Origin of the sequence: Arthrobacter crusticola (assembly GCF_004357995.1) — a bacterium.
In the GTDB taxonomy this organism is placed as follows: domain Bacteria; phylum Actinomycetota; class Actinomycetes; order Actinomycetales; family Micrococcaceae; genus Arthrobacter_D; species Arthrobacter_D crusticola.
Map to the genome: position 1 here is coordinate 46,348 of NZ_SMTK01000006.1, position 24,545 is coordinate 70,892.

At 63.7% G+C, this 24,545-nt stretch carries 23 protein-coding genes and 1 other RNA gene; 6 read left to right on the plus strand and 18 right to left on the minus strand.

Annotated elements, in window-relative coordinates; all coding sequences use genetic code 11:
- Window positions 1-4 precede the first annotated feature (4 nt).
- The 4 genes from hsdR to E2F48_RS16095 all read right to left on the minus strand — a co-directional run bounded on the left by hsdR (window position 5) and on the right by E2F48_RS16095 (window position 4,479).
- Window positions 5-2,344 (minus strand): EcoAI/FtnUII family type I restriction enzme subunit R, encoded by a 2,340-nt coding sequence (hsdR, locus tag E2F48_RS16080; protein WP_133404974.1) that lies wholly within the window; start codon window positions 2,342-2,344, stop codon window positions 5-7.
- A 544-nt stretch (window positions 2,345-2,888) separates the two neighbouring features.
- Complete coding sequence (locus E2F48_RS16085; RefSeq protein ID WP_133404975.1) at window positions 2,889-3,533, minus strand: GIY-YIG nuclease family protein; 645 nt, start codon at window positions 3,531-3,533, stop codon at window positions 2,889-2,891.
- Between the two features lie 78 nt (window positions 3,534-3,611).
- On the minus strand, window positions 3,612-3,857 hold the full coding sequence (locus E2F48_RS16090; RefSeq protein WP_133404976.1) for a hypothetical protein: 246 nt from the start codon (window positions 3,855-3,857) through the stop codon (window positions 3,612-3,614).
- A gap of 7 nt (window positions 3,858-3,864) precedes the next feature.
- Window positions 3,865-4,479 carry a hypothetical protein gene (locus tag E2F48_RS16095; RefSeq protein WP_133404977.1) on the minus strand — a complete coding sequence of 205 codons (615 nt, stop codon included), beginning with the start codon at window positions 4,477-4,479 and terminating at the stop codon, window positions 3,865-3,867.
- A 172-nt stretch (window positions 4,480-4,651) separates the two neighbouring features.
- Here E2F48_RS16095 and E2F48_RS17815 point away from each other — a divergent pair, with 172 nt between their 5' ends.
- Both E2F48_RS17815 and E2F48_RS16105 read left to right on the plus strand, forming a co-directional pair.
- Window positions 4,652-4,915: a helix-turn-helix domain-containing protein gene (locus tag E2F48_RS17815; protein ID WP_133404978.1), complete on the plus strand. Its 264-nt coding sequence runs from the start codon at window positions 4,652-4,654 to the stop codon at window positions 4,913-4,915.
- 500 nt (window positions 4,916-5,415) lie between these two features.
- Window positions 5,416-6,786, plus strand: a complete 1,371-nt coding sequence (locus E2F48_RS16105) for a hypothetical protein (protein WP_133404979.1) — start codon at window positions 5,416-5,418, stop codon at window positions 6,784-6,786.
- 177 nt (window positions 6,787-6,963) lie between these two features.
- On the opposite strand, the gene E2F48_RS16115 is transcribed toward E2F48_RS16105, so the two are convergent.
- The 11 genes from E2F48_RS16115 to prfB form a co-directional block, all read right to left on the minus strand.
- On the minus strand, window positions 6,964-7,392 hold the full coding sequence (locus tag E2F48_RS16115; RefSeq protein WP_133404980.1) for a hypothetical protein: 429 nt from the start codon (window positions 7,390-7,392) through the stop codon (window positions 6,964-6,966).
- Window positions 7,392-9,335, minus strand: coding sequence for a hypothetical protein (locus E2F48_RS16120; protein WP_165968800.1), 1,944 nt, complete (start codon window positions 9,333-9,335; stop codon window positions 7,392-7,394). Before E2F48_RS16120 ends, E2F48_RS16115 begins: the two co-directional genes overlap by 1 nt.
- A 97-nt stretch (window positions 9,336-9,432) precedes the next feature.
- Window positions 9,433-11,136 carry a hypothetical protein gene (locus tag E2F48_RS16125; protein ID WP_133404982.1) on the minus strand — a complete coding sequence of 568 codons (1,704 nt, stop codon included), beginning with the start codon at window positions 11,134-11,136 and terminating at the stop codon, window positions 9,433-9,435.
- Complete coding sequence (locus E2F48_RS16130; RefSeq protein ID WP_221411703.1) at window positions 11,133-12,623, minus strand: tyrosine-type recombinase/integrase; 1,491 nt, start codon at window positions 12,621-12,623, stop codon at window positions 11,133-11,135. The genes E2F48_RS16125 and E2F48_RS16130 overlap by 4 nt, the downstream gene beginning before the upstream one ends.
- A gap of 110 nt (window positions 12,624-12,733) precedes the next feature.
- Window positions 12,734-13,101: a transfer-messenger RNA gene (gene ssrA, locus E2F48_RS16135) on the minus strand.
- Window positions 13,102-13,211: 110 nt separating this feature from the next.
- Window positions 13,212-13,583, minus strand: coding sequence for a hypothetical protein (locus E2F48_RS16140; RefSeq protein ID WP_133404983.1), 372 nt, complete (start codon window positions 13,581-13,583; stop codon window positions 13,212-13,214).
- Window positions 13,583-14,056: an SsrA-binding protein SmpB gene (gene smpB / locus E2F48_RS16145; protein ID WP_120165137.1), complete on the minus strand. Its 474-nt coding sequence runs from the start codon at window positions 14,054-14,056 to the stop codon at window positions 13,583-13,585. The genes E2F48_RS16140 and smpB overlap by 1 nt, the downstream gene beginning before the upstream one ends.
- A 67-nt stretch (window positions 14,057-14,123) precedes the next feature.
- Window positions 14,124-15,623: a peptidoglycan DD-metalloendopeptidase family protein gene (locus tag E2F48_RS16150; RefSeq protein WP_133404984.1), complete on the minus strand. Its 1,500-nt coding sequence runs from the start codon at window positions 15,621-15,623 to the stop codon at window positions 14,124-14,126.
- Between the two features lie 36 nt (window positions 15,624-15,659).
- Window positions 15,660-16,574, minus strand: coding sequence for a permease-like cell division protein FtsX (gene ftsX, locus E2F48_RS16155; RefSeq protein WP_133404985.1), 915 nt, complete (start codon window positions 16,572-16,574; stop codon window positions 15,660-15,662).
- A complete protein-coding gene (ftsE, locus tag E2F48_RS16160; protein ID WP_133404986.1) occupies window positions 16,571-17,275 on the minus strand; it encodes a cell division ATP-binding protein FtsE in 705 nt (234 codons plus the stop codon). Before ftsE ends, ftsX begins: the two co-directional genes overlap by 4 nt.
- A 314-nt stretch (window positions 17,276-17,589) precedes the next feature.
- Window positions 17,590-18,708: a peptide chain release factor 2 gene (gene prfB, locus E2F48_RS16165; protein ID WP_133404987.1), complete on the minus strand. Its 1,119-nt coding sequence runs from the start codon at window positions 18,706-18,708 to the stop codon at window positions 17,590-17,592.
- Between the two features lie 327 nt (window positions 18,709-19,035).
- Between prfB and E2F48_RS16170 the strand changes: the two genes are divergently transcribed.
- Window positions 19,036-19,650 (plus strand): hypothetical protein, encoded by a 615-nt coding sequence (locus E2F48_RS16170; RefSeq protein WP_133404988.1) that lies wholly within the window; start codon window positions 19,036-19,038, stop codon window positions 19,648-19,650.
- A gap of 68 nt (window positions 19,651-19,718) precedes the next feature.
- On the opposite strand, the gene E2F48_RS16175 is transcribed toward E2F48_RS16170, so the two are convergent.
- Both E2F48_RS16175 and E2F48_RS16180 read right to left on the minus strand, forming a co-directional pair.
- Entirely contained in the window at window positions 19,719-19,946 is a 228-nt protein-coding gene (locus tag E2F48_RS16175) for a hypothetical protein (protein WP_133404989.1), read from the minus strand.
- A gap of 36 nt (window positions 19,947-19,982) precedes the next feature.
- Window positions 19,983-20,168: a hypothetical protein gene (locus tag E2F48_RS16180; RefSeq protein ID WP_133404990.1), complete on the minus strand. Its 186-nt coding sequence runs from the start codon at window positions 20,166-20,168 to the stop codon at window positions 19,983-19,985.
- Window positions 20,169-20,249: 81 nt separating this feature from the next.
- On the opposite strand from E2F48_RS16180, the gene E2F48_RS16185 reads away from it, so the two are divergent.
- Both E2F48_RS16185 and E2F48_RS16190 read left to right on the plus strand, forming a co-directional pair.
- Complete coding sequence (locus E2F48_RS16185; protein ID WP_133404991.1) at window positions 20,250-21,254, plus strand: GlxA family transcriptional regulator; 1,005 nt, start codon at window positions 20,250-20,252, stop codon at window positions 21,252-21,254.
- Window positions 21,251-22,645, plus strand: a complete 1,395-nt coding sequence (locus E2F48_RS16190) for a CoA transferase (protein ID WP_133404992.1) — start codon at window positions 21,251-21,253, stop codon at window positions 22,643-22,645. Before E2F48_RS16185 ends, E2F48_RS16190 begins: the two co-directional genes overlap by 4 nt.
- On the opposite strand, the gene ftsW is transcribed toward E2F48_RS16190, so the two are convergent.
- Entirely contained in the window at window positions 22,636-23,880 is a 1,245-nt protein-coding gene (gene ftsW, locus E2F48_RS16195) for a putative lipid II flippase FtsW (RefSeq protein WP_133404993.1), read from the minus strand. The two genes, E2F48_RS16190 and ftsW, sit on opposite strands and share 10 nt — an antisense overlap.
- Window positions 23,881-24,333: 453 nt before the next feature.
- Here ftsW and E2F48_RS16200 point away from each other — a divergent pair, with 453 nt between their 5' ends.
- Complete coding sequence (locus E2F48_RS16200) at window positions 24,334-24,537, plus strand: hypothetical protein (RefSeq protein ID WP_133404994.1); 204 nt, start codon at window positions 24,334-24,336, stop codon at window positions 24,535-24,537.
- Window positions 24,538-24,545: the final 8 nt, after the last annotated feature.

Consider the following 24,545-nt stretch of genomic DNA (forward strand, 5'->3'; position numbering starts at 1 on the left):
TCGACTATGCGGCGAGGCCATAAATCGCACGTTCGAGCTCGCGCACCGCCTCAAGATACTCCTGCTTGCCGCCGAACATCCGGGCGATCCGGGCAGGGCTACCTAGTCTATCGAACGGCGCGTTGCCGAGGATGCGAGTATCCTTGAGGTCCGTGATCCCCTCGTTCATGTACTTGTCGAGGAGTCCCTCAAGCACGGCACGACATACATCTGAGTACTTGTAGAGGTACCCCTGCTTTTTCACGCGGTCGATTCGCTCCCGCTTCGTGACAGGTTTTTGGTCATACGCAATGTGAAGTATCAGGTCGAAGGGATCGAGCTCAGCACTTGCTTTCCCCGCGTCGTCTCGAAGCGCATCAAGGAGTACACCTTGCTCCTCAAGCGCACTGATGATTGCCTGCTTTTTCTCGGCGTCGCGCCAGGCGGAAATGAAGTGCTCAAGCGTTGCGAACTCTCCGAGGATGTTTCGGCGGCTGTAATCGACGATGCTCTCAACCGTGAGCCTGCCGTCCTGGTCATAGTACTGGACCCGCTCGTTGAGGATAGTGACCTCCACTCCATTGACGAACACCTTCGTTCGCTTGTCGCGCGAGTCATCGAGGCTGTCCTGCGCCTCATTCGAACTCGACCCGCGCCGATTTGCTTCCGGCGGGGTCTCGTCATCTTCCTCGTATACGACGATTGGATCCCCGTCAAACGCAGGATCGGCAAATAACCGCGAGACTCCGCGGAAGTCCATGACTGTGAAGTACATCTTCCCGGCATCTGGATACAGACGGGTCCCTCGGCCGATGATTTGCTTAAACTCGGTCATCGAGTTGATGTTCGCATCTAGCACGATGAGCTGCACCGTCTTCGTGTCTACACCTGTCGTCATTAGCTTCGAGGTAGTCACGACGGTTGGATACGACTCATTAACATCAATGAAGTTGTCGAGCTGATTCTTGCCTTCTTGGTTGTCACCGGTGATGCGCATCACGTAGCGAGGGTTTTGGGCCGTTAGATCTCTGTTTGCGTTCACCATGGCCTGTCGCATTCGCTCAGCGTGCTCGATGTCCACACAGAAGATGATGGTCTTGCTCAGCCGCCCGTGATGGTTGAGCCAGGCCGTCACTCGCTCGGCCACTCGCTGAGTCCGTTCGTCGATAACGAGGGTCTTGTCGAAATCGAGTGAGTTGTATTCGCGGTCCTCAATCTCATTCCCATCGATGTCGGTCTGGCCTCGCTCAGGGCGCCAGCCTTCGAGGTCCTTATCAAGACCAACGCGGAATACTTTGTATGGCGCAAGGAATCCGTCGTCGATACCCTGTTTCAGGCTGTAGGTGTAGATAGGATCTCCAAAATAGCTTGAGTTGCTTATGTCTTGGTTCTCCTTGGGTGTGGCCGTCATACCGATGTGCACCGCCCCTGTGAAGTAATCGAGCACACGGCGCCACCGCGAGTTAGCCTTTGCACTCCCCCGGTGGCACTCGTCGACGATGATCAGGTCGAAGAACTCCGGCTTGAAGTCGCGGAACGGCTCTGTGCCCTCGTCGCCGACAAGCTGGTGGTAGAGGCTCATATAGATCTCGTAGGAACTATCCAGTTCCTGACTGCGAACCTTAGTCATCACCTTCTCGAACGGTTTAAAGTCTTGCTGCATAGTCTGATCGATGAGGATATTCCGGTCTGCCAGATACAGCACCCTTTTGAATTGGCCGGCGCCCTTCATTAGTCGCCAGATTATCTGGAACGCTGTGTAGGTCTTCCCGGTGCCTGTCGCCATAACGAGCAGTGCTCGACTTTCTCCCTTCGAGATCGATTCGACGGTGCGGTCAATGGCTACGCGCTGATAGTACCGTGGCGCCTTCCCTGAGAAAGGGTCGAAATAGTAAGGTTCTGTAATTGTCTCCTGTTGTTCCGGACTTAGACCCTTGCCGGCAATGTAGCGTTGCCAAAGTTCATCATTTGTTGGAAATTCGTGCATTGCAAGCATTCGCTCAGTGCCAGTGAAGAAGTCGTGTTCAAGAAAACCATGGCCATTCGACGAGTATGCAAAAGGCACATCGAGCGCGACCGCATACTCGATCGCTTGCTGCATGCCGTCGCCGACGCTATGACGCTCATCCTTCGCCTCCACGACCGCGAGCGGCTGTTGGGCCTCGTGGTGCACCAGCAAGTAATCGGCCATTTTTCGCGCCCCGCGCTTCACCGTCTCACCGCGCACGATGACCCGGCCGTCGGTGAAGGTATGTTCCATAAAGATTTGGCCCTGACCCCAACCTGCCTGCTCCATAATCGCAGGCGTGATCAGACGCAGCTTGGTCGTTTCCTCGTTAAGTGCCACTACCGCCTGCTTCCCCATTGGCAACGGTTTCTATTGCAACAGTTTATGGGAGCAAGCCGGCTGCCTGCCTCGCGACTCGGCTGTTCGCGATGGAGCGAGCCGGACACCTGGGCTCAGGTGAAATAGTCAAAGCCCCACGTATTGGGGAGCGCCTGAGGCCGGCCCTTCAGCGTTAGCCAGGAGGGACTGGACACCATGGAGAAAACTTGCCGGGTAGTCTGGCGCAGGGTGCTCATCCATCAATCAGGCCGGGGCATGTCGAAGCACGGGCCAGTGGTTGCACAAGACATTTTCACCTGTTCTATGTTTACCTGCTCAGCCGTCTTTAAGCACCCTCATGGCTGTGCCCGGCTCCTACGTCACCTCGGCTTCCTGTCGGGCGATTCCTTGGAGGTAAGGAGTCTCGCCGTGATGCGCTGGTCCAGCCCGGGCGGCCTCCGTCAGTCGTTGAGCAGGATCGGACCCACACGGCACGCCCCAATTTCCGCTTCGAAATGCATGCAAATGGATGGTTCATCATTTCCCCTCCTTGACGTCGGTCAGGTCATTCATCGGCGGAAGGCTAAGTCGTGTCAGCGCCGGAATACGGGACGAGTACCCAATCCACGATCTTTTTGATTTCATCGGGGCTGGACAAAAACCATTCGGCGCCAGGGGCATCAACTAGCTGCTGGCCTCTGCAGTGAAGGATGGCATGCAGGCCCTGTTCGAGCCGGCGGGGCGTGTCCGTCCGGCGCACATAGGCGACCACCGGAGCCTCAGGCATGGCCGTGCCCTGCTGATTGAACACCCGGATGCAGGAATTGCCGGTGGCGGTCATTCCTACTTTCACCGGCCAGCGTGCCTCCTGCTTTCGGACGGCCAGCTCCTTGTAGGTCGGGAAATAGTAGACATAAATGCACCCAGACCCCCGGCCCTCACTGGCTCCCTGCGGGGCCACTTCAAATTCCCCTGCTGCCAGAACACCTGCGCCGAACTGCTGCTCGGCCGGGATGTTTGCGCCTGCCCGCCAGCGCCACCAACCGGGTTTGCCCGCAGGCTCAAGCAACCCCGTACGCGCCAGTATGAGCACAGCTTTCTTGATTAGGGTCCGAATGTCCGTCTCGGTCGGCGCCCCGCCCATTGCCAGGTGGTACTCCTGTATCTTTCCAAGCACGGAACGCCGGAACACCGGCTCCTGCACAAGGTTCCTCGCAAGGTCTGCCATTATTGATGGTGTTAATCGCCTGCCCTCGTGTCTGTATCTCAGCGGCCCGTCACCCACGATTGCAGCCTGCTCCCTGACTCACCACATATCCTTCCACTTGCTCCGCACCGGCCACGGCGACCGATGCAGCCATGCATCGCCGTAGTCGACTTCCAGCGCGACGAGAAATGGCTCGGGCAGGGCACCAGTCAGTTGTTCGTACGCTGTGGCGACCACATCGACCACTTCGTGGACATGGCGTGCCCGGGTGACCAGACCTGGGACCTCCGTCACCTCGACGGCCCACGAGTCACCAGCTCTCCACACCCGAGCGATCAGTTCCATAGCTGTCTCATGCCCCGTCAAGCCGTTCGATCGAAACGACCGGGGTGGTGCTGCGGACCGTGGGAATACCATCCCGGCGCACATCGAGGAGCAGGGCTGCGGGTTGGCCGAGCTGCAGCTGCCCTACAGCCAGCAGGGGCAGGGTTTCCCCGTCCCGCCGGAGGCCGGCTACCTCGATCCGGGCGTAGTCTCCCTTCGGCTTCTCCCGGCCAGGCAGGCGGGTCAGGGTGCGCTGGCCCGGGCCCAGGTCCAGGAGATACACCGTGCCCGAGGCGGTGATGACCTGCCAGAGCCCCTCGTCGCGGTCGGTGAGGCGGTCTGTCAGCTCGACCATATGAAGCAGGACCTCACGGGCTGCCGGATCGCGCAAGCCGTCGAGGTCCCCAATCCCATCCACCCCGACAGTGGCTCCTGGTACGATCCGCTCCACGGCCTCACTGAACCAGGGCACCGTCTTCAGGGACACCGTGCGGCCGAGGCCCACCCGCACGATCAGGTACAGCTCCACCCGACCAGCAAAGCGCCCCATGGCAGTGTCTGCGGCCATCCACACCCGATCGAAGGCGATCTCCCGACCCACCTGCAGGATTTCCACCAGCTGTTTAACGCTGAGTTGAACCACCGCCGGTCCTCTTCCTGGTGATGCCATGGCCTGAGGGGCTAGTTGTCCGGCAGCCGGTCGGGTTATACGTTCCATTGGTCGCGACACGCTGTGGGACGAACGTCACGTCCACTGCAGAAAAAACCTTATCTATAGGGTCGATTGTATTAGGCCATATTGACATGTTCAATGCATGCCTTGGACGAAACAACACGCGCTCCAACTTGGACTGCGGATCCGAGAGCTGCGGCTGCTAAACGGTCTGACGCAGGAAACCTTGGCCTACCGTGCAGGGATCACCAAGAATCAGATCCAACTTATCGAGGCAGGCCGGGGATCACCTGGGGATCCCCTGCCCGGCTCCAACCCGAAGGCATCAACTCTCGTCGGGATTGCCGAAGTGCTTAGCGTCAAGCCGGGAGATCTTCTCAATGAAGCGGTAACACCACCTGCGTAAGTCACAGCACTTTCGGATGGTCGCAGCTTCTCTCTCCTGGGCGATAGTCAGGTCTCGTAGCGGAAGCTGTTGTACGGCATGGCTCACGGGACGTTGGGTCGGCGGCGGGCGAGGTAGAAACAGATCAGCCCGGGCCGCGGATTGAGGCGGGAAACATTCGCTAGGGTCCGGTCAGTCTCTGTCCCTGAGGCCGTACCCACATCACCTCAACTGTATAGAGGACGTGGCACTAACGGTTCCGGAGTCCTTCGTGGCGTCCTCGTTTGGGCCCCGGCCAGTCCAGCCCGAAGTCACCCACATGCAGGATCGTAGTAGCTCCTTCGCGGGCTGCCGACCGGCTCGCGGTGATCGCCCAGCCCAGATCGCCGTGCCAGTCGCCGGCCACCACAAAGGGCGGTCCGTGGTGTTCCCGTGGTACTCGACGCAACACTTTCGAGGATGGACTGACGCACGCGCTGTATGACGTGGTGGTCAGCCTCAGAACAAGGCAGAGTACGTATATGGCTTTGAACTGGGATGTGGAGAAGTTTCCCCGCCGGCAGGGTGATTGGGAGAGATTTGTGGTCGCCCTTGCGGATCAGCAGCAGTCCGAGCCGCCTTTCGAGGACTTCTGGCTGGAACAAAAGTCCCAGATCGAACCGTTACGGAGCCCTGGCATTGGAAAAATTGCTAAGTGCTTGATCGGGATGGCCAACAGACTGCCTGAGGTAGCCGATCGTGCCATGGGAGGGCACGGATTGATGGTGTGCGGATTGGAAGATGGACACCGCATTGGTGTTGCTCGGACTGAGGATCACCAGCTCGAAAACGCGTTACGCCTGTTTCTGGGTGATGAAGGCCCTGTCTGGTCTGCACGTCGCCTTCCAGCTGACCAGAATGACCGCGAAGTTCTCATCCTTATCGTTGATGCTCCTGTTGCGGGCGATCCGATTCATGTGTCCTATAGGGCGAGTGAGGGCATTCAGGATGGGGGCGTATATGTGCGAAACCGGACTGAGACCAGAAGCGCCCGCGGCAACGAGCACCGGGCGCTCGTACAGCGCCTACAGGCTGGTGGTGGACCGCCGGATCTCGACTTGACCGTAGAACTTGTGAGCCCTCTCTACGGGGCCCGATGGGAGCGGACGTTTTTGGAGCGGTATACAACTACAACCAAAGAGTCTCTGCTGTCTCCTGCACGTCCGGCCACAAGCTCAGGGTCAGGGTCAGGGTCAGGAGGATCGTCTCCTTTCGGTATTCTTGGCAACCCCTTCCAAAAGCCCGAGACGCGCACCCGAGTCCGATTCGAACACGAGGTGGAGGAATGGGCTGCAATCGGCCTCGAGCTGGCCGACGAGATAGCTGAGCAGTACCTCGCACGCGCTCTGCCAGGGGCAGTTTTCCGGGTCGTGAACAACTCGGACATATACCTCAAAAACGTTCAGTTGGCTGTCCACCTCGAACAAGTGAAACACATTGAGCACCAAGACACCGACGAACTCGACCTGTCTGACATCCTTCCTCAGCCACGGCCCTACGGGCCCTATGACGATCCCTTCACTGGAATCCCCAGTCACCCGAGCCTGGCGAGCATGATCCCTGGCACATGGCAGTCCGCTTTTCGAAGCGACGGTTCAGCCGACGCTGTTTTCGAGGAGCCTGCCCTTCGGCCGCGAGGATCATTCGACACTGACCGCGAGGACTCTGTGCTGTACGTGCCTGGTGGAAAGGAGGGGGATCAGGTTAAAGGCACTTGGACTCTCACCGCCGAAGGACTTGATCGGCGATACGAGGGATCTCTGACCATTTCAGTCGCAACGGGACTCGTACTCGGTGACGGGCTCATCAGGAACGAACGCGTAGTCGTGAGGCAGGACGTGAGGAACCCCTAGCGCGAGGTGTTGGAACCTGTCAGGAAGCAGGTTCAATGAGCTGAGGTCCATTGTTACGCACTGATGCAACGGCAAAAGCGACATTGCGAAACCTCCTTATCGCGCGCACATCAGGATGGTGGCTAGTCTGCGGACGAGATATGCAGACGGAGTGCTGCTTCAGTTCTGTAATACATTTCAGTGCCTTTGCTGTCGGTGTCGACGAATGGAGACGGCTCTGCTCGCTTCGGCGCTCGGGTTGTCTGCCAGATAGACCGCAAAAAGTGTCATTGCGTATCGGTCGAGCTGACGGTTAAGTTCGCTGACCTGTTGCTTGAGCTCGACAATTTTTTGCTTGTCTTGATACTTTTCTTCGGCGGCGGGGCTCCGCCGGCTGGTGCCAAGTGGCGCGATCAGTCGGTTGAGTTTCTCGTTTAGCCGGTGCGGATTGTCCGATTCGGCGGCGTCTTGCCTGAACGCCCGAGCCACAGCGTCATGGCCAAGCCCGCTGAGGATTTCAATCTGCCGCTTTGTCCGCGGCGCGCTTTGGTCGGCAGCAAGGGCATCAATGGCTTTCGAAACACGGGTCATCACGTCGTCGGAAACGCGCTTTCGACTTGCGGGCATTACTCCTCCATCGGGTTGGACGAGGACGGGCCTTGACCTAGGTCACGGAGCGCTCGAGAGAGGTTGGTTCGGTTGCGCTGCATCTGCTCCCGCATGTCCGGGTTTCCCTTTTCCCGGTCAAGGTAGGCGTCAATACGGGCGATACCATCCCGTAGGACAGGAGCATGGGCTTGCGTGAGCAGTGCGTTAGAGCAGTCCAATCCGATGCAGATGTGATCGCTCAGGTGAGGTCGATCCGTTCCGCAGCCACTGGTGGCCGCATTCCACATGCAGTCATTGGTGAGACCGAAGTGGAGGCGATCGGCGATGGTGTCAGCGATGCGGTCTGCACGAGACGAATCGGCGACAACCTGGGCGCGGAAAGAAGTGATATGCCGTGCTGCCGGTCCGGCGACGGGGGTTGGGTCCGCAATGAGTGCGGCGGCCTGCTCGCGCAGGATCCCTTTCCGGACAGAGTCAAGGTGTTGAACAGCCTGCTGTTGGCCGTCACTGAAATAACCGCTGGTCATGCGCCATGCCGAATGGCCCAATTGAATTCCCAGACCAAGTTCTGCTCCGGGTTTGGTCGTGGAGTAAACCGCGAACGAGCGGCGCAGGGTGACGGCGTTGATGCTGTCAGAATCTGTTGTGTCGATCGGTCGGAGGCCAAGACCGGAGCCGCGCCCGGGCCGTGTGATCGGATCACCGTTAACGAACGATATGAGGCGAGGGAGGTCCCGGTCGCCACTGTAGGGGCCAGCGTTGGTCGCCATACGCGCAAAGAGGTAGTCGGAGTGTTGACTAACTTCAGCGAGTACCTCGCATGCGCGAATCACCGGTTGCGGGGCCCACCACGATCGTGCTTCTCCCTCCAGTCTGTCATTGCCTTTGTGCTGAATGCTCGCCAGAGCGGGTAAACCGTCGCGCGTGGTGACTGAGTCCCGCCGCAGCTCTTGGATCTCCCCGTCCCGCATACCACTCAGACAGGCGATGACGACGTAGCAGGCGGCACGCAGCACACCAACGAAACGCTCGGTCTCACCAAGGCCGATTTCGCCAACCCACGGGGTCCGGGTACCGTCTCTTTGGGTAACGAGAACTGAAGGCTCAATCAGCCCACCAAAGAGCCTGCGGGCCGGGTCCGCTGCCGCGGCAGCCAAAAGGTCCACTGCCTCCTGACAATAGTTGTGGTTGGACCGCCTCAGAATGGTGTCGCTGATTGGCAACAGCCGGCACAACAGCCTCGTGTTAGGTTCACCCCGCGTACCGGGGCTGCGGCCGAAGCCGGTATGCAGCGGTATTTTACCGCTAGCCGCATCCCATTCCCTGATGATTTTCAGGGCATTCGCGCCCCCTGGCCCGACCGGGTCAGGCGGCAAATCACGTCGGGCGCGGAAGGCCGTAATGATGTCCGGCGACCACTGATCGACGATGGCCCACGAGGCTGCGAGAAGCGGCGCCCATAGACTCCATATCAGCGGAGCGGCCTCGACCTCGGTGCGCCACCCATCCTGACCGGCAATCTCCGCAGCGGAACGGGCACCCCAAGGCTGAAAAGATAACCCCTCGGACAAGACGGCTTGAAAGTCGCGGAGCAGCTTGAGTACCTCCATGTAACCGCGGACCGTGCCAGGGGCTAAGCCCCGGCCGTTTTCGCGGTGTTGTCCAGCTTGGAGGTCGACCAAGAAACCGTCGCAGTCCCGCTGCTCCCAAATCCCGAATGACGGCAGGGACCGGGCGGTGGCCCATCGTGCGAGAGTACGCAATTTTAGGTAGGTGCCGTACACAGCTGACGTTGGCGCGGGCCCGTCTCGACGGATGACTCCGGCGTTGATGACGGCCGGATGGTCGGGTTGTGCGAGTACCATCATCAGGCCCGCGGCGTCAGAGCGGTAGCCGTCGGGAATTTCGGCTAAGTCGATCCTGCGCTCGGCTTGAGACTTCCGTGTAATGAGTGGGCCCATGTCCCAAACGGTTTGGCCGTAACGCGGTCCGTCCGGCTCAGACGCCCAGACCGGTTCGTCGGGGGCGAAGATGCCGAGATTTGGGGAACGTGCGGGGTTAGGCATCGTCATGAATACCCCGCATGTCGTTGCGTATGCCGAGATCGAGCGGCACCGATGCGATCTGCTGGCGGGCTGCGCTGACGGTATCGGGAGGGAACGCGGGCAGAATTATCCGGGTGATGATCTCGTAGATCGGCTTCCAGTGGGAAGCCCACACCTGCGGATCGGCGGCACGGGCCGGGTCGGCGACTTCGGCAATAGCCAGCGCGGCCGGCAGGTGGCGCTGGGTGATAAGGGCGTTGCCGCAACCAAAACAGGTTCCGGTCATTGATCTGGTGCAAATGGTGTCGGGGGCGTCGAATGGACTGTTCTTGGGATCGCGGCACGCGGTCTGGGGCCCGTCAAGGTCCCCCTGCAGCAGGGCCCTCGCGGTGGCCGCGTCGAGTCCGGAGGTTTCTTGGCCATTGGCGAGAATCTGCTCTGTCTGGGGGGTCACCACGGTGGGTCCGGTCAAAGCGGCCTCGAACATGGCGTCGGTACTCTCGATCAGATGGCGTCCCGCTTCAGCTCGAAGAGTTCCACTGTTGGTGTAGTGCCGGAAGAATACTTCAGCCCCGTGCCTCCGCCCACTGTCGAGGTAGCGGCGGGGGTTGGCCAGCACCTCGTCGGCCACGACGGTTTTCCGGAACCGTGCCCAAACCTGGGGTTCGCTGACCTTCACGCCCGTCCCATCAATCCAACGGCGAAGGCCCAAAGGTTTGGTGTTCCACGTAGGCTCGGTGATCCGACCGTTCACCTGCTCTCGCTGCCAAAGAGCGGGCAGGCCACTGCGCTCACGCGTCCCCGTGGTAAGCCGGATGATTGCTGTCAGCGCCCGGTGAACTGCGTGGTCGTGCCGTGTGTAGACGTCTTGGTAGGTTTCCCTCGCTCGGTTCTTGGTCCACGTGATCCCGTACTGTTCCACCAGATTCCGTTCGGCGAGCCAGGCGAGCCTGGCAGCGGGCGTCATGCCCTCCACTGCCGGGTCATGCTCAGCCGAGGCTGTAGCCTTGATGTCGTCCACCTGAAGGGCACGGATGACCTCCGGTGGCTCTCCGGTGGCCAGACTCAGCAGAACGTGGGCAGCGACTAGGACCGGCGGAGGCGGGGCAGGCCCCGGTTTCCCATCTGCCCAGAGGCGGAGGTGGGAATAAACAAGACGGTGGGCGTGTGACCGCATCCCGCGGGCCTCACCCGGGGAGAAGGCGGGCAGTCCCTCGCCGCGACGCTGGCGGAGCCTCGTCCCGCGCTCGAGCCGGCGCACGACTTCCGGGTGCAGCACGTGAGGGGTGTCGTCGCGGATGCGTCTCAAGAGGGCGAAGAAGTAGAGTGCGTGCCGGTAGTAGGTGTCGGTCTTTGACTCCTGGTGCGCGGCGAGGAGGGACATTTCCCATCCGTCGAGGTGCCGGCGGCGCAGATCGCCGAGTGCAAAGGACTCAGAGCCTGCCGCATGAAGCTGCTCGCCGACATGGGTGAGGAATCTGCGTACTGATACCAGCAATTGCCCCATCTCGCATCCGTTCTCCTGCGCCACCTCTAGCCACTTGTCACCGAGTTCCGCAGCGAGCACGGGCAGGAGGAAGTCCGCCGGGATGAGGGACAACCTGACGGTGCGCCCATAGTCACGCCGCGTATAGATGCGGGAGTCCTCGACCGAGAGGGCGGGTGCCGAAGGCACACCGGAGGGGCTTTCCGGGGTGCTGTATGAGCCTCGCGTCATGCCTCTTCCTCAACATAGCGGTGCTGCACGCTTGGGTGGGGGTCCTGTGTCGTGTGTCCAACAAGTCCGGCAGCGAGGGATCGCAAAGCGCGCGGCACTTCACCTTGCCAGGTTTCAGCGGCATAAAGGTAGTGGTATGTGGCGGCGATGCTGTGGTGCCCCAGTAGTTCCTTGACAGTTAGCACCGGGTTGGCGAGCAGGAGGTAGGGATCACCGGCGCGATGCTGACCTTCTTGCATCAGCCCGGCCAGCATCGTCACGGCAAAGGTGTGCCGAAGAGTGTGCGGGGTGACGGAGATGTGTGCGGGGGGCCGGTTCGGACCGCCAAGTTCGAATACCCGGTCCCGGGCATCGGAGAACAATTCGTTCCAGTAAGCCAGCACCGGCGGCAGGCCCCTCGCCACGAACAAGCCGAGCGGTTCAATGCAGCCATCCTCCAAAATCCGGACTGCTCGAGCGCGATCTTCGTCGGTCATAGCGAGCGTGGGACGGGCGTGCCCGTTCATGATGACGGCCGGCTGACCCCGCAGCCGCGTGAGTCCATCGACAACGAGGAGTCGGCCTTGGCGGCGATGATTGCGCAGGGAGGACTGGTGGCGCCGGACGAGAGCGATTCGTTCGGTTTGTCGATAGAGATCGATGGCCTTAGCAACCTCGGCGGTCACGTAGATGGATCGGGTGAAACCCATCTTGCCAGTACGGTCGAAGACGTGCACTCCGTCGTGAGGAATTCCAGCCAATGGCGGGATTTCGTTATCGAGAAGGAGCGCACCCTCTTCTCTCCGGAGGCCGGTTGCCGCCAACAGCAGCCCGTACGCGTAATCCCTTTCCGAGGCGGCGGGACGGGACGCTGTATCGGATCCATCACCCCGAAGACCGGCAGCTAAGAAGTGGGCGGTCTGATCGGCAGTCAGGAACCGGGCCTGCCGGACCTTCCGTTTACCGGACATGAGCGTATTCCGGTTTCCCCAGCGGGGAAATGGATTGGTCGAAATCCACCCCATGGTCACGGCATAGCGGAAAAATGAGGACAGACAACTCATCTCGGTATCGAGGGTGGTGAACTCGACGGCACCCTGCCGGCCGTCGCGATAGCCGATGAGATCCTGGCGGGTCGTCTGGGTTAGATCGATCCTTGGCTCTCCATTGACTGACATCCAGTCCTCGAGCGACTGACCTGCCAACTCGGCCAAGCATTGGGCCCGCTGGCGTCGGACGAAGCGGAGGAGCCTCGCAAGGTGATAAACGTGAAAACGGCGAATATTGACCAAGTCGAAGGCTCGCTGCTCGTTAGCGTCGAGCAAGTACTGGTTCAGGTATCGACAGCCACTGACGCCGCCGTCGTCATCCACGACGAACGGGAACCCGTCAGGCAATCCCCTGTCATCGAAGATCGTGCGAACCCCTGAAACGTCGAAGGCCTGCCCCTCGGGGAGGGGCAGGCCTTCAGTAGCCAGCTGATGCCGGTTGATAAGTACGGTTCTCACTGCCGTCTCCCCCCGAAAACCATGGTGGACAACCATGGTGGTTCGCGTTTAGAAGACGGTAGCAGACCGCTTGCGATTCTCGAAGTAAGAAGACACTTCATGAATCTGTCCGGTGGAGATGGCGGGAATTGAACCCGCGTCCGATGCAGTGTTGTCAGGGCTTCTCCGGGCGCAGTTTGCGTCGGTTTTTCTCAGCTCCAGCCATCGTGCAAACAAGTGGCTGCCGAGCTCAGTTGTATAAGAGTCCCCCTGGTTCCTACAACAAAAACCAGGAGCAGTGGCCCTCTAAATGACGCCAGGATCCGGGGCGAGAGCAAACCCGGTCTGACGGACTAGCTAGGCTGCTTAGGCAGCGAGAGCGAAGTCAGTGCGCTTAGATTCGGCACTTATTGTTTTACAGAGAGCGTTAACGAGATAACCCTGTATCCTCGGCCCGCTTCCCCTGTCGCGACTAACATCGTCGAAACCTGTCATCCCCGTATTGAGTTACCAATGTCCGGAACCTGCCGTGAGGCGTGTCCCAGACGTCCAGTGTAACGCATGGGCCGCCGCGGTGATTCCCTGCCCCCGGGCCTTGACGGGCCGCCGTCAGAAGCGGATGCCGAGGATAACCACCTGGGCCTGCCACAGGGCGACGACGACGAAGGACACCGTGACGAAGGCGACCCCCAGGGCAGCCAGGGCCGTCGTGGCTGCCTGCTTGCGCCGGAAGCTCCACCAGAACACCGCGGCATTGAGCAGCAGGAGCACCGGAGAGATCCACACCAGCACCTGGGCGAGGTAGATGTAGATCAGGAAGAAGAAGGGGATCAGGGAAAGGATCCCCACCGGAACGATGGCGAACAGGAGGAGCAGGTCGACGGCGGCGCCCAGGGTGACCCACCACGGGCGCTTGTAGCGCAGCTCCGACTCGTCGGGATGCTCGGACTCCTCCTGCGCCTCCCAGAAGACATTGCTCATCAGGCGCCGAGGTTCTTCTCGCGCATCGCGCGCAGCGCCTCGCGGTTGTCCTGCTTTTCGCGCAGCGTCTGGCGCTTGTCGTAGTCCCGCTTGCCGCGGGCAACGGCGAGTTCGACCTTGGCCCGGCCGTTGAGGAAGTACAGCTGCAGCGGCACCAGGGTGAAGCCGGACTCGCGGATCTTCTGGGAGATCTTCGTCAGTTCCTCGCGGTGCAGCAGCAGCTTCCGGCGGCGGCGGGCAGCGTGGTTGGTCCAGCTCCCCTGCGTGTACTCCGGAATGTGGATCGCCTCGAGCCACAGCTCGTCGTTGTAGAACACGGCGAAACCGTCAACGAGGGAGGCCCTCCCGGCGCGCAGTGATTTTACCTCGGTGCCCATCAAGGCGATGCCGGCCTCGTAGGTGTCGAGGATTTCGTAGTCGTGCCGGGCCTTTCGATTGGTGGCCACTACCTTCCGGCCACTTTCCTTGGGCACGGCAAACTCCTTCGACAGCGGGGGGCGGGCCGGAGCCCGCGTGGAAACAGTGGGTCCTATTCTACGGCTACAGGAGACCGGAGGGATCCACGAGGCTGCCGTTGAGCACCGTCTCGAAGTGAAGATGGCAGCCGGTGGAGTTGCCGGTGGTCCCGGTGTAGCCGATGAGCTGGCCGGCGCTGACCCGCTGTCCCGGATACACGTTGAAGCTGGCCAGGTGGTAGTAGTTGGTCGCCAGGGCGTTGCCGGCCCGCACCCCGTGGTTGAGCACAATCCGGTTTCCGGCGCCCTGCAGGGCATCGGAGTCGGCGTACCAGACCTCGCCCGACGCCGGGGCGTACAGCGGCGTGCCGCAGCCGACCCCGTAGTCGAGCCCGGTGTGGGTGTAGCCGCCGGTGCCGTTGAAGTCGATGCTGCCGATCGGGGTGGGGCGCCAGCCGAAACCGGAGCTGACCGGGCCGTTGACCGGCGCAAGGAGCTTGAAGGCGGACGGGTTCCCCTGGGCCGGCGGCTGAATGACCGGCGCGACCGGGGCGGGTGCCACCGGCGCCACCGGGACGGGGGCCGGACGGTTCTGGGCGGCGGCCTCGGCGGCGCGGCGCTCGTTCTCGATGCGGGCGGCTTCGGCAGCGGCAGCGGCACGGCGCTCGTTTTCGACCCGCGCACGTTCCTCGGCCTCGGCCTTCAGCCGGGCCTCCTCGGCCTTGCGCGCTTCCTCGAGAAGGCGGCGCTGGCGTTCGGCGATGTCGGCCGTCACCTTCTCATGGGCCTTTTCAACGCTGGCAAGCTGCGCTTCGATGATGGGCTTCTGCTTCTGGAGCTTCGCCGAGAGGGCCGAGGTGTCGGCAATGAGCGTGTCGACCTTCGCCTTTTCGGTGGCGGCGGCGTCGCGCGCCGCCTGTTCGGCCTGAAGGGCGGCCTCGGCCTGGGACTTCAGGTCCTTGATCTCCGCCTCGACGGCGGTGAGGCGGGCCTGGCTGTTGGCGTTCGTCGCGCTCTGCTGGGAGAGCCGGTCCATCGCCGCGTTCTGTCCGCGCAGCGCCTGGTCGACCATGTCCATGGAGTTGGTGAGGCTCTCGGCGCCGTCGGCGCCGAGCATGAGGGAGACGTCCGAGGGGACGCCGCCGTTCTTGTAGGCCTGCGTGGCGATCTGTCCGATCACCTTGCGCGTGTCTTCGATGGCCGCCTTGTCCTTGGCGAGCTGGTCGGAAATCTTCGTCTTCGTTTCCTCGGCGAGTTGGACACGCATGGCCAGCGCGCTGACCTCGTTAGCCGCGGATTCTACGCGTCCCTGCGCATCGGCGAGGGCCTGCTGGGCCGCCGGGAGCTGCCCCTGGTACACCTTCAGCTGTGCGATGGTTTCGGTGATGTCCTCATCGAGGTACTCGATGGACTGCTGCACTTCGCTGATTTCCGATTCGAGCGCCGACTTGCGGTCCTCGAGGTCGTCGGCGAAGACGGGCGTGCCGAAGCCCAGGGCAAGGGCGGCCGCAAGCGCGATCGAGACCCCAGCCGTCGTACGGATGAAAAAGGGCCGTGGGCCCCGATGCACCGAGCGTAAATCCATGAACTGTACCTGTCCCCTAGTACTGCCGACCCGGCCCTAGACCTTCACGTAGCGCCGCAGGGTCAGGAGTGATGAGACCCCAGCCAGCAGCGCGCCCAGAAGGATGAGCGCCGGAACCAGCAGGACAACCTGCTGATCCGAAATGAACGCCGTCTCCGGATACTCACGGGCGAGCCAGCCGCCGATGACGAAGCGGGACATTCCCCACAACGCACCGGAGGCCAAGAGAGCTCCGACAACAGCGGCGATTACCCCTTCCAGGATGAAGGGCAGCTGAATCACTGCCTTCGAGGCTCCGACCAGCCTCATAATCCCGGTTTCCCGCCGTCGGCTGAATGCCGACAGCCGGATGGTAGTCGCTATGAGGAGTATTGCACACACTGTCATCACCCCCGCAACCAATAAAGCCCCTAGTGAGGCCCGGTTCATGACGGAAAAGACCTTTTCGAGGAGTTCGCGCTGGTCGCTGACGACGTCGACGCCGGGCAGGGAGGAGAACGCCTCGTTGATGACCTCATACTTCTCCGGGTCAACGAGGTTCACCCGGAAGGACTCGGGGAGCTGATCCGCGGTGACCGAATCGACGATCGGGGAATTGGCGAACTGGTCCTTGAAGTGTCCCAGCGCCTCGTCCTGGGATTCGTATTCGACCGACGCGACGTAGGGGGTGAAGGCCTCCGATTCGAGCATGCCGCGGATGGTGTCCCGCTGCTCCTCGGTGACCGGGCCGGCGGCGCAGCTCGGCGAGGTCGAGTTTTCGACGCACAGGAACACGGCCACCTGCACGCGGTCGTACCAGTAGCCCTTCATCTGGTTGATCTGCAGCTGCAGCAGGCCGGCCGCACCGACGAAGGTCAGGGAGATGAAAGTGACCAGGATGACGGAGATGACCATCGAGAGGTTTCGACGGAGCCCTGAGCCGATTTCGGAAAGGATGAACGCGAGCCTCATTCGGCCACCGCCTCCGTCTCGCCGATGTAGATGCCCTGGGCGTCATCGCGCACCACCGCGCCGTTGCGCAGCTCGACGACCCGCTTGCGCATGGTGTTTACGATGTCGTCGTCGTGGGTGGCCATGACCACGGTGGTGCCGTTGGAGTTGATGCGGTCGAGCACCTTCATGATGCCCATCGAGGTGGTGGGGTCGAGGTTTCCAGTCGGCTCGTCCGCGAGGAGGATACCGGGGCGGTTCACGATGGCGCGGGCGATCGCCACGCGCTGCTGCTCACCGCCGGAGAGTTCGTGCGGCATGCGGTTGTTTTTACCTTCGAGGCCCACGGTCTTGAGCACCTCGGGGACGGTCTCGCGAATGACCGCCCGGCTCTTGCCGATGACCTGCATGGCGAAGGCGACGTTGGCGAAGACCGTCTTGTTGGGCAGCAGGCGGAAGTCCTGGAAGACGACCCCGATGCCGCGCCGGAGCCGGGGCACGCGCCAGCTCGGAATATTGGCCACGTTCTGGCCTGCGACGTAGACGGCGCCGCGGGAGGCGCTGTCCTCCTTGAGCACGAGGCGGATGAAGGTCGACTTGCCCGAGCCCGAGGCTCCGACAAGGAACACAAACTCGGACCGGTCTACCTCGAGGGAGACTGAATCGAGCGCGGGGCGCGACGTGGCGTCGTACACCTTGGTGACGTTTTCGAATCGGATCATGACTACTCTGCGCCCATAGTGTCCAGCCGGTTCACGGGCATTTGCTGGAGGAAGGAAGCACCGGCTCCTCGACTATAGCCACGCCTCTTTGCCTTCCGGGACTACCGCACCGTGTGTCGGAAGTGAAAGTTGTTGCTTGAACACCACCCGGAACGGGACTGCCGCACCCCGCAAAGCAGCGTTCATGCTGCCTAATATAGGGCACCGCATGCCCGCCCGTTGAGGAAAGTGGCGCCCCGGGCGGGAAAGAAGCGCAGGAAACCGGCCAGAGGCGCCGCAGCATCCTGTGGACCCGGCATGCCGCGTGCCGGCGCCTACTGGGCGTCGGCGTTGCGGTTGTTCGTGCGCCAGCGGATGCCGGCGTCAATGAAATCGTCGATTTCGCCGTCGAACACCGCCGAGGTGTTGCCCACCTCGTGCTCGGTCCGGAGGTCCTTGACCATCTGGTACGGGTTCAGCACATAGGAGCGCATCTGGTCGCCCCATGAGGCCTTGACGTCGCCGGCGAAGGCTTTCTTCTCGGCGTCCTCCTGCTCCTTCTTGAGCAGCAGCAGCCGCGACTGGAGCACGCGCATGGCGGCGGCGCGGTTCTGGATCTGGGACTTCTCGTTCTGCATGGACACGACGAGCCCGGTGGGAAGGTGGGTCAAGCGCACCGCGGAGTCGGTGGTGTTGACGGACTGGCCGCCGGGCCCGGAGGAGCGGAAAACGTCGACGCGGATGTCGTTGTCGGGCACCTCGATGACGTCGGTCTGCTCGATGAGCGGGATGACCTCGACGGCGGCGAAGGAGGTCTGGCGGCGGCCCTGGTTGTCGAAGGGGCTGATCCTCACCAGGCGGTGCGTGCCGGCCTCCACCGAAAGCGTGCCGAAGGCGTAGGGGGCCTTGACCTCGAAGGTCGCGGACTTCAGCCCGGCCTCCTCGGCGTAGGAGGTGTCGAGGACCTGGGTGGGGTAACCGTGGCGTTCGGCCCAGCGCAGGTACATGCGCAGCAGCATCTCGGCGAAGTCGGCGGCATCGACTCCCCCGGCGCCCGAGCGGATGGTGACCACGGCTTCACGCTCGTCCCACTCACCGGCGAGCAGCGTGACGATCTCGAGCTGATCCAGGGCCTTCCCCAGCGAAACGAGTTCCTTCTCGGCCTCGGCCAGCGTGTCCTCGTCGTCCTCGGCCTGCCCGAGTTCGACCATGATCTCAAGATCGTCGATCCGGGTCTGGAGCGTTTCGAGGCGCTCGAGGGCCGACTGCCGGTGGGAGAGCTTGGAGGTGATCTTCTGCGCCGCGGCCGGGTCGTCCCACAGGTCCGGGGCGCCGGCTTCCTCGCTGAGCTCCGCAATGTCCTTGCGGATCCCTTCGACGTCGGAAACCTGTTCGATCGAGGTGTACTTGGCGCGCAGTGCGCGGATCTCTGCGGAAAAATCGGTGGCTGCCATGGTGAGTCCAGCCTACGTCATCCGCACCGGAGGATCCCGTCTGGGTGAGGCTGGCCCGGATCCGGAACGGGCCGGTGGCGCTCCCGCGGGCGGGCCCGCCTCCCAGGGCCGGAAAGCCGGATACCCTCCCTTTAATTGGGTAGGGGCGTGGCCCCGGCTCCCATTGACAGCGCGAAATTCGCGGGCATAGGTTTGCCGCATTGTGCGCCCGGACTGACGGACTTGGACACCTTTTCCCTCAGCGGACCTGTCGCCGCTTCGGCATCCAATGCATATCCAGGCAGGACGCGCTCTCACTGCTCTCCTGCAACGCCCAGGAGCCCGAAAATGAAAACCTCGACAAAGGTGTGCCTTCCGCTTCTCACCACGCTCTGCCTCCTCGCCGGATCGGCGTCCGCCACCGCCCAGGAGGAAGAACCCGCCCCCTGGCCGCCTGCAGACACCGGCGGTGAGTATCTTCCCGTACCCAAGGACTACTACGAGCCTTCCAGCGTCAAGGCGTGCGGCAGCACAGTAAGGGTGGCAGCCGGCGACGTCCGGGAGGTCCACTACAAGTCCCGGGTGAAGGATGACGGAAGAATCAAGCTGAAATACCGCGGAGATGCCACAGTGGACCTGACCCGGGCCTCGGACGGCGCGTTCATTGACGAACTCGACATCTCCGGACCGGTCACCCAGCGGGTTTCCGCCGATGGGTTGACCATTGAGGACTCGCTGAAAGGGGCCTCGCTCATCTTCCCCCTGGGTGACCGGGACGCCCAGGCGCTGGGAGCGGCAGGCTTCCCCGAATTCTTCTACTACGAGCGCGGGACGCTGACCATCGAAGCCCAGTTGTCCGAGGACCCGGCCGCCGTCGAACCCCTTTCGGTGAGGGTCTCGACGAACACCACCACGCTCGTGCGCGATGTGTGCGACATGCTCGACGAGGCGGCCGGAAAGTAGCGGTATTCCTCGGCGGGGCCGGTCTGTCCGCCGGCCCTGCCACCTTCAGGCCCAGCGCCCTGCGGGACTCAGGGGCAGGTTGTCTGCGGTACCGCCCCGGGCCGGGCGGGCAGCCACAGCGCGGAGATCAGGCGGACCCGCCGGAGGATTCCGGCAGGTGCCGGGCGCCCGGGCAGGGGATCTGCGGTGCCTGCCCTCCTGCGGGCGGCGTTCCGGCGATGTTCGGCCTTGGCGAGGAGCCGGGATTGGTCCTCCGCGTGGAGCCGAAGGAAGTATTCGGCTGGTTGGTTCAGCATGTTCGATCCTTCGGGTCGTTCCGACGGGTAGGGGTATCAGGCGCCCAGGTCGCGGGCGCCGGCGTAGGGAACGCTGGGCAGCGTGCCGGCCCGCCAGGCGGCGTGGCCGGCAGGCGGTGCAACGGAGTGGAAGCCGTCGGACCGGATCAGCCGCAGCAGGCCGAGCCCGGAAAGACCGACGACGGCGGCGGCAATGGCTGGAAAAGTGAGAAGAAAGTCCATGCCTTGAGTCTGCAAGTCGGGGACCCCAAAAAATAGTGGCAGAAACGCCACTTTCCATCGATTTTCTGCCATACTGTGACCATGCTCACTTCAGTGGCCCTGATCGTCCTTCCCGGCGTCACGCCCTTCGAGTTCGGGGTGATCTGCGAGGTCTTCGGCGTCGACCGTTCGAACCTCGACGTAGGCCTCCCGGTCTTCGATTTCCGCATCTGCACCCCGGTGCCGGGAACCGTGGAGACCGAAACCGGCTTCTCCATCGTCGTCGAGCGCGACCTGTCCGCCACCGACGATGCGGACCTCGTCGTCATGATCCCCTCCCACTCCGGGGATCCCCTTCCCGACGCCGTCGCCGATGCGCTGCGGGCCGCCGACCGCCGCGGCGCGCACCTTTTCTCGGTGTGTTCCGGAGCCTTCGCCCTGGCCGAGGCCGGGCTGCTCGACGGCAGGCGCGCCACGACCCACTGGTCCCATGCCCGGCAGCTCGCGGAGCAGTACCCGGCGGTGACGGTCGACGAGAACGTGCTGTACGTCCAGGACGGCAACATTCTGACCAGCGCCGGCACCGCCTCCGGGATCGACGCGAGCCTCCACCTCATCCGCCAGGAGTTTGGGGCTCGGGCCGCCGCCGCCGTCGCCCGCGGCATGGTGGTGCCTCCGCACCGGGACGGCGGGCAGGCCCAGTACATCGAGCGGCCCATCCCCGCTTCGGGCGGGGACCCGATCGAGGAGCTCCTGGTGTGGCTCAGCGCCAACCTCGAGGAGGAGCTCTCCGTGCCGGTTCTCGCGCGGCGGGTGCACATGTCGGAGCGGACCTTCGCACGGCGGTTCCGGGCAGTCACCGGGGCCACCCCGGCGGCATGGATCACCGCGCAGCGGGTGCAGCGGGCCCAGCTGCTGCTCGAGGAAACCCACCTGGGCATCGACTCCATCGCCCGCAGGAGCGGCTTCGGCCAGGCCGTGCTGCTGCGCCAGCACTTCCACAAGGTGCTCGGCGTCAGCCCCGCCGCCTACCGCCGCACCTTCCACGGACCGCCCGAGACCTGCTGCAGCCTCGTGGCCTCCGACGCGGCCGGGCAGCCGGCATGAGCGCCGGTGGGGAGGGCGCCTCCCTGCTGACCTGCGCCTGGTCCGCGCTCGGGGAGGATCCCGCGGCACTGAAGCGCGTCCCGCCCGGCGGCGAGCCGGCCCTCACCTCGGCCCTGAACGTGCCGCGGCTGGCCCGGGACGCCGTCGCCGCCGCCTCCCTCGCCGCCGCCCTCTGGACCGACTCCCTCCTCCCCCGCGGCCGCCCCCGGGCCGTCCACCTCGACGCCGGCAGGATCGCTACGGCGTTCACCAGCGAGCGCCACCTGCGGCTCCGGGGTGTTAGCCCCGATCTCTGGGCGCCGCTGTCGGGGTTCTGGGAGGCCGCCGACGGGTGGGTGCGGACCCACGCGAATTACCCGCATCACCGCGGCCGCCTCCTCGCCGCACTTGAGCTGGCGACCGGCGCCGGGCCGGACGAGCTCGCGGCCCGCATCCGCTCCGCCGCGGCCCGGGACATTGAGCACCGGGTGTATGCCGCGGGCGGGATCGCCGCCGCTGTCCGGCCCGCCGGGCAGGGCCTGGCCGACTGGGGCGGCCCCCCCGATGCGCCGCCGCTGGCGCTGACCCGGCTGGGCCCGGCGCCGGCCCGCTTCCCCGGCTCCCCTGACGCCACCGCAGCGGCTCCACTCAGAGGACTGCGGGTTCTGGACCTCACCAGGGTGATCGCCGGGCCCGTCGCCACCCGGACCCTCGCCCTGCTGGGGGCCGATGTCCTTCGGATCGACAGCCCGGCCCTTCCCGAGATGCCCGTTCAGCACCTCGACACCGGAGCGGGGAAGCGCACCGCCCTGCTCGATCTCTCCCTGCCGGCCGATGAACGCACCTTCCGGCGCCTGCTCGACGGCGCGCATGTCGTCGTCACCGGCTACCGGCCGGGCGCCCTCGACCGGTTCGGGCTCGAGCCTGCGGCCCTGGCCGGCGGGCGCCCGGGCATCATCCTCGCCCGGCTAAGCGCCTGGGGGAACACCGGCCCGTGGGCGCAGCGGCGCGGTTTCGACAGCATTGTGCAGGCGGTCAGCGGCATCGCGATGCGCGAATCCCCCGACGGCGTCCGCCCCGGCGTCCTGCCGGCGCAGGCACTTGACCACGCAGCCGGATACCTCCTGGCCGCCGGTGTGCTCTCCGCCCTGCGGCGCCAGCAGGACGAGGGCAGCACCTGGCTCCTGGAGTCCTCCCTGGCCGGAATCGCGGCCGGGCTGCTGCAGGACCCGCGGCCGCTGCTGCCCCCTTTGAAGCCCGGCCCGCCGACGGTTGTGGTAAGCCCGGACGGTATCACCACCGCCCTGCCCGCGCTGGCCTACGACGAGGGACCGGAGGACTGGCCGTTTCCGGCGCGGCCGTGGGGCGCCGACCCGCCCGACTGGGTCCTAGAACCTGCCGCTCAGCCGTAGCCGACCGCGGCCCGGGACGTCCCGGAGGTGCGCAGGCAGGAAAGCAGGACGCCCACCAGGGCCAGCAGCGCAATGATCGACGAGCCGCCGTAGGAAATGAAGGGAAGAGGAATCCCCACGACCGGAACCAGGCCCGTGACGACGGCGATGTTCGCCACCGCCTGGCCCAGCACCCAGATCAGCGCCGAGCCGCAGACGCAGATGGCGTACGCGCTGCCCGCCAGCCGCGCGATCCGGACGATCGCGACGGCCAGCGTGGCGAAGAGGATCAGGACCAGGGCGGCGCCGGCCAGGCCGAGTTCCTCCCCGAGGACGGCAAAGATGAAGTCATTATGGGCCTCGGGAATCCAGTGGACCTTCTGTCGGCTCTGCCCGAGGCCCACCCCGAAGACCCCGCCGCCGGCGAGCGCGTAGACGGCGTGGGTGCCCTGGTAGCCCAGTCCCTCGGCGGCCCCGGCACCGGAGGGGTCGAGCCAGACGAGGATCCGCTTCAGGCGGTTCGGGCTCGAGAGGACCGCAATGATGACCGCGAAAAAGACGACGCCTGCACCGAGCATCAGCGAGCGGAGCCGGGCACCGGTGAAGTAGAAGAGGGCGCCAACCACCGGGGCGAGGATCAGCGCAGTGCCGAGGTCCCGACCAGCGAGGACCAGTCCCAGTGCGGCCAGCGACGCGAGGAGGACAGGAATCACGCGGTGGCGGGGCTCGCGCGAGAGGTTCGGACGGTCGGTCAGCATCCCCGCGCCCCAGAGGATCAGGCTGAGTTTGAGGAACTCCGAGGGCTGGATGGTCATTGACCCAAGGGAAAGCCAGTTCCGGTTGCCGTTCACCTCCACGCCCAACGGCGTGAAAACGAGTACGGCCAGCACGAATGATCCCACCAGGGCCACCCGGGAAAGCCTGCGGTACAGGTGCAGGGGGGTCCGCGCGCAGACCACGAGGGCGATGAGCCCGAGGGCGCACCAGAGGCCCTGCCGCAGGAACGTACTGTAGGGTGACTGCCCTTGGGAGGCCAGGGCGAAGGACGAGGCAGACAGGACCATGACCAGTCCGATTGCCATCAGGGAAAGGGTCGTGCCCAGCAGCAGGGTTGCAGCGCTTCGAGCGGAGCCGGGCCCCTGCGGGTTGAGGATCCGGACCAGCCGGGAGACGAGCGGCGCGAGGCGGCTGCGGCGCGGCGCGCGGGCTGAGGTGGGAGGGGTGGTGGGCGTTGGTGCTGGTCGAACTGCTGTCATAGCGTCCTGCCATTTCGGGTCGACAGATCCGGGTGCGGCGGCGCCTTTTCTGTTCCGAGAACCCCCATTGAACCGCGCCGTTCCGGCGACGGTACTTCACGCCTTTTGCAGCGCCCGGCTCAAATTCGGTGTCGTTCCTACTTGAATCCCTCGCGCCACTACTCGGTTTTCAGGAGTCCTTCCCAGTAGTTACCCCGCCGCTCGACGCCGGGAAAGCGTGACGTTCAATCTCCGGACGGTGGATTCCAGTTCGAGCAGCGGCGTTTCGGATGCGTCCAACGGTGTCGGATGCGTCTAACGGTGGCCGTCCGGATATAAGCGCAGGCCCAGATTGCTTTCTGGGCCCTCCGTGTGCCGGCAGGTCATCCAGGCGGCGGGATTGTGCGCGCCCTTGTAGGGCGGATTCAACGCGCCTACCGTTGAGGGACAGTCCACGTCGTCAGGGGCACAGTCATGGCAGAACTACGCATCGAACAATGGTGGGTCCTTCTGGACGTCATGCCGAAGGAATGGTTCCGAGAGAACCTTCGGGCGTCGGTGATCGACCCGGACGCCGCCCGTGCCGTGAGTGCGGTGGGCGGCCCCGACCTTAGCGGAACAACTCTGTCCTCCGGCGATTGGGACTTCATCGAGACCCAGTCGGAATTCGTGGACTGAGGCGCGCA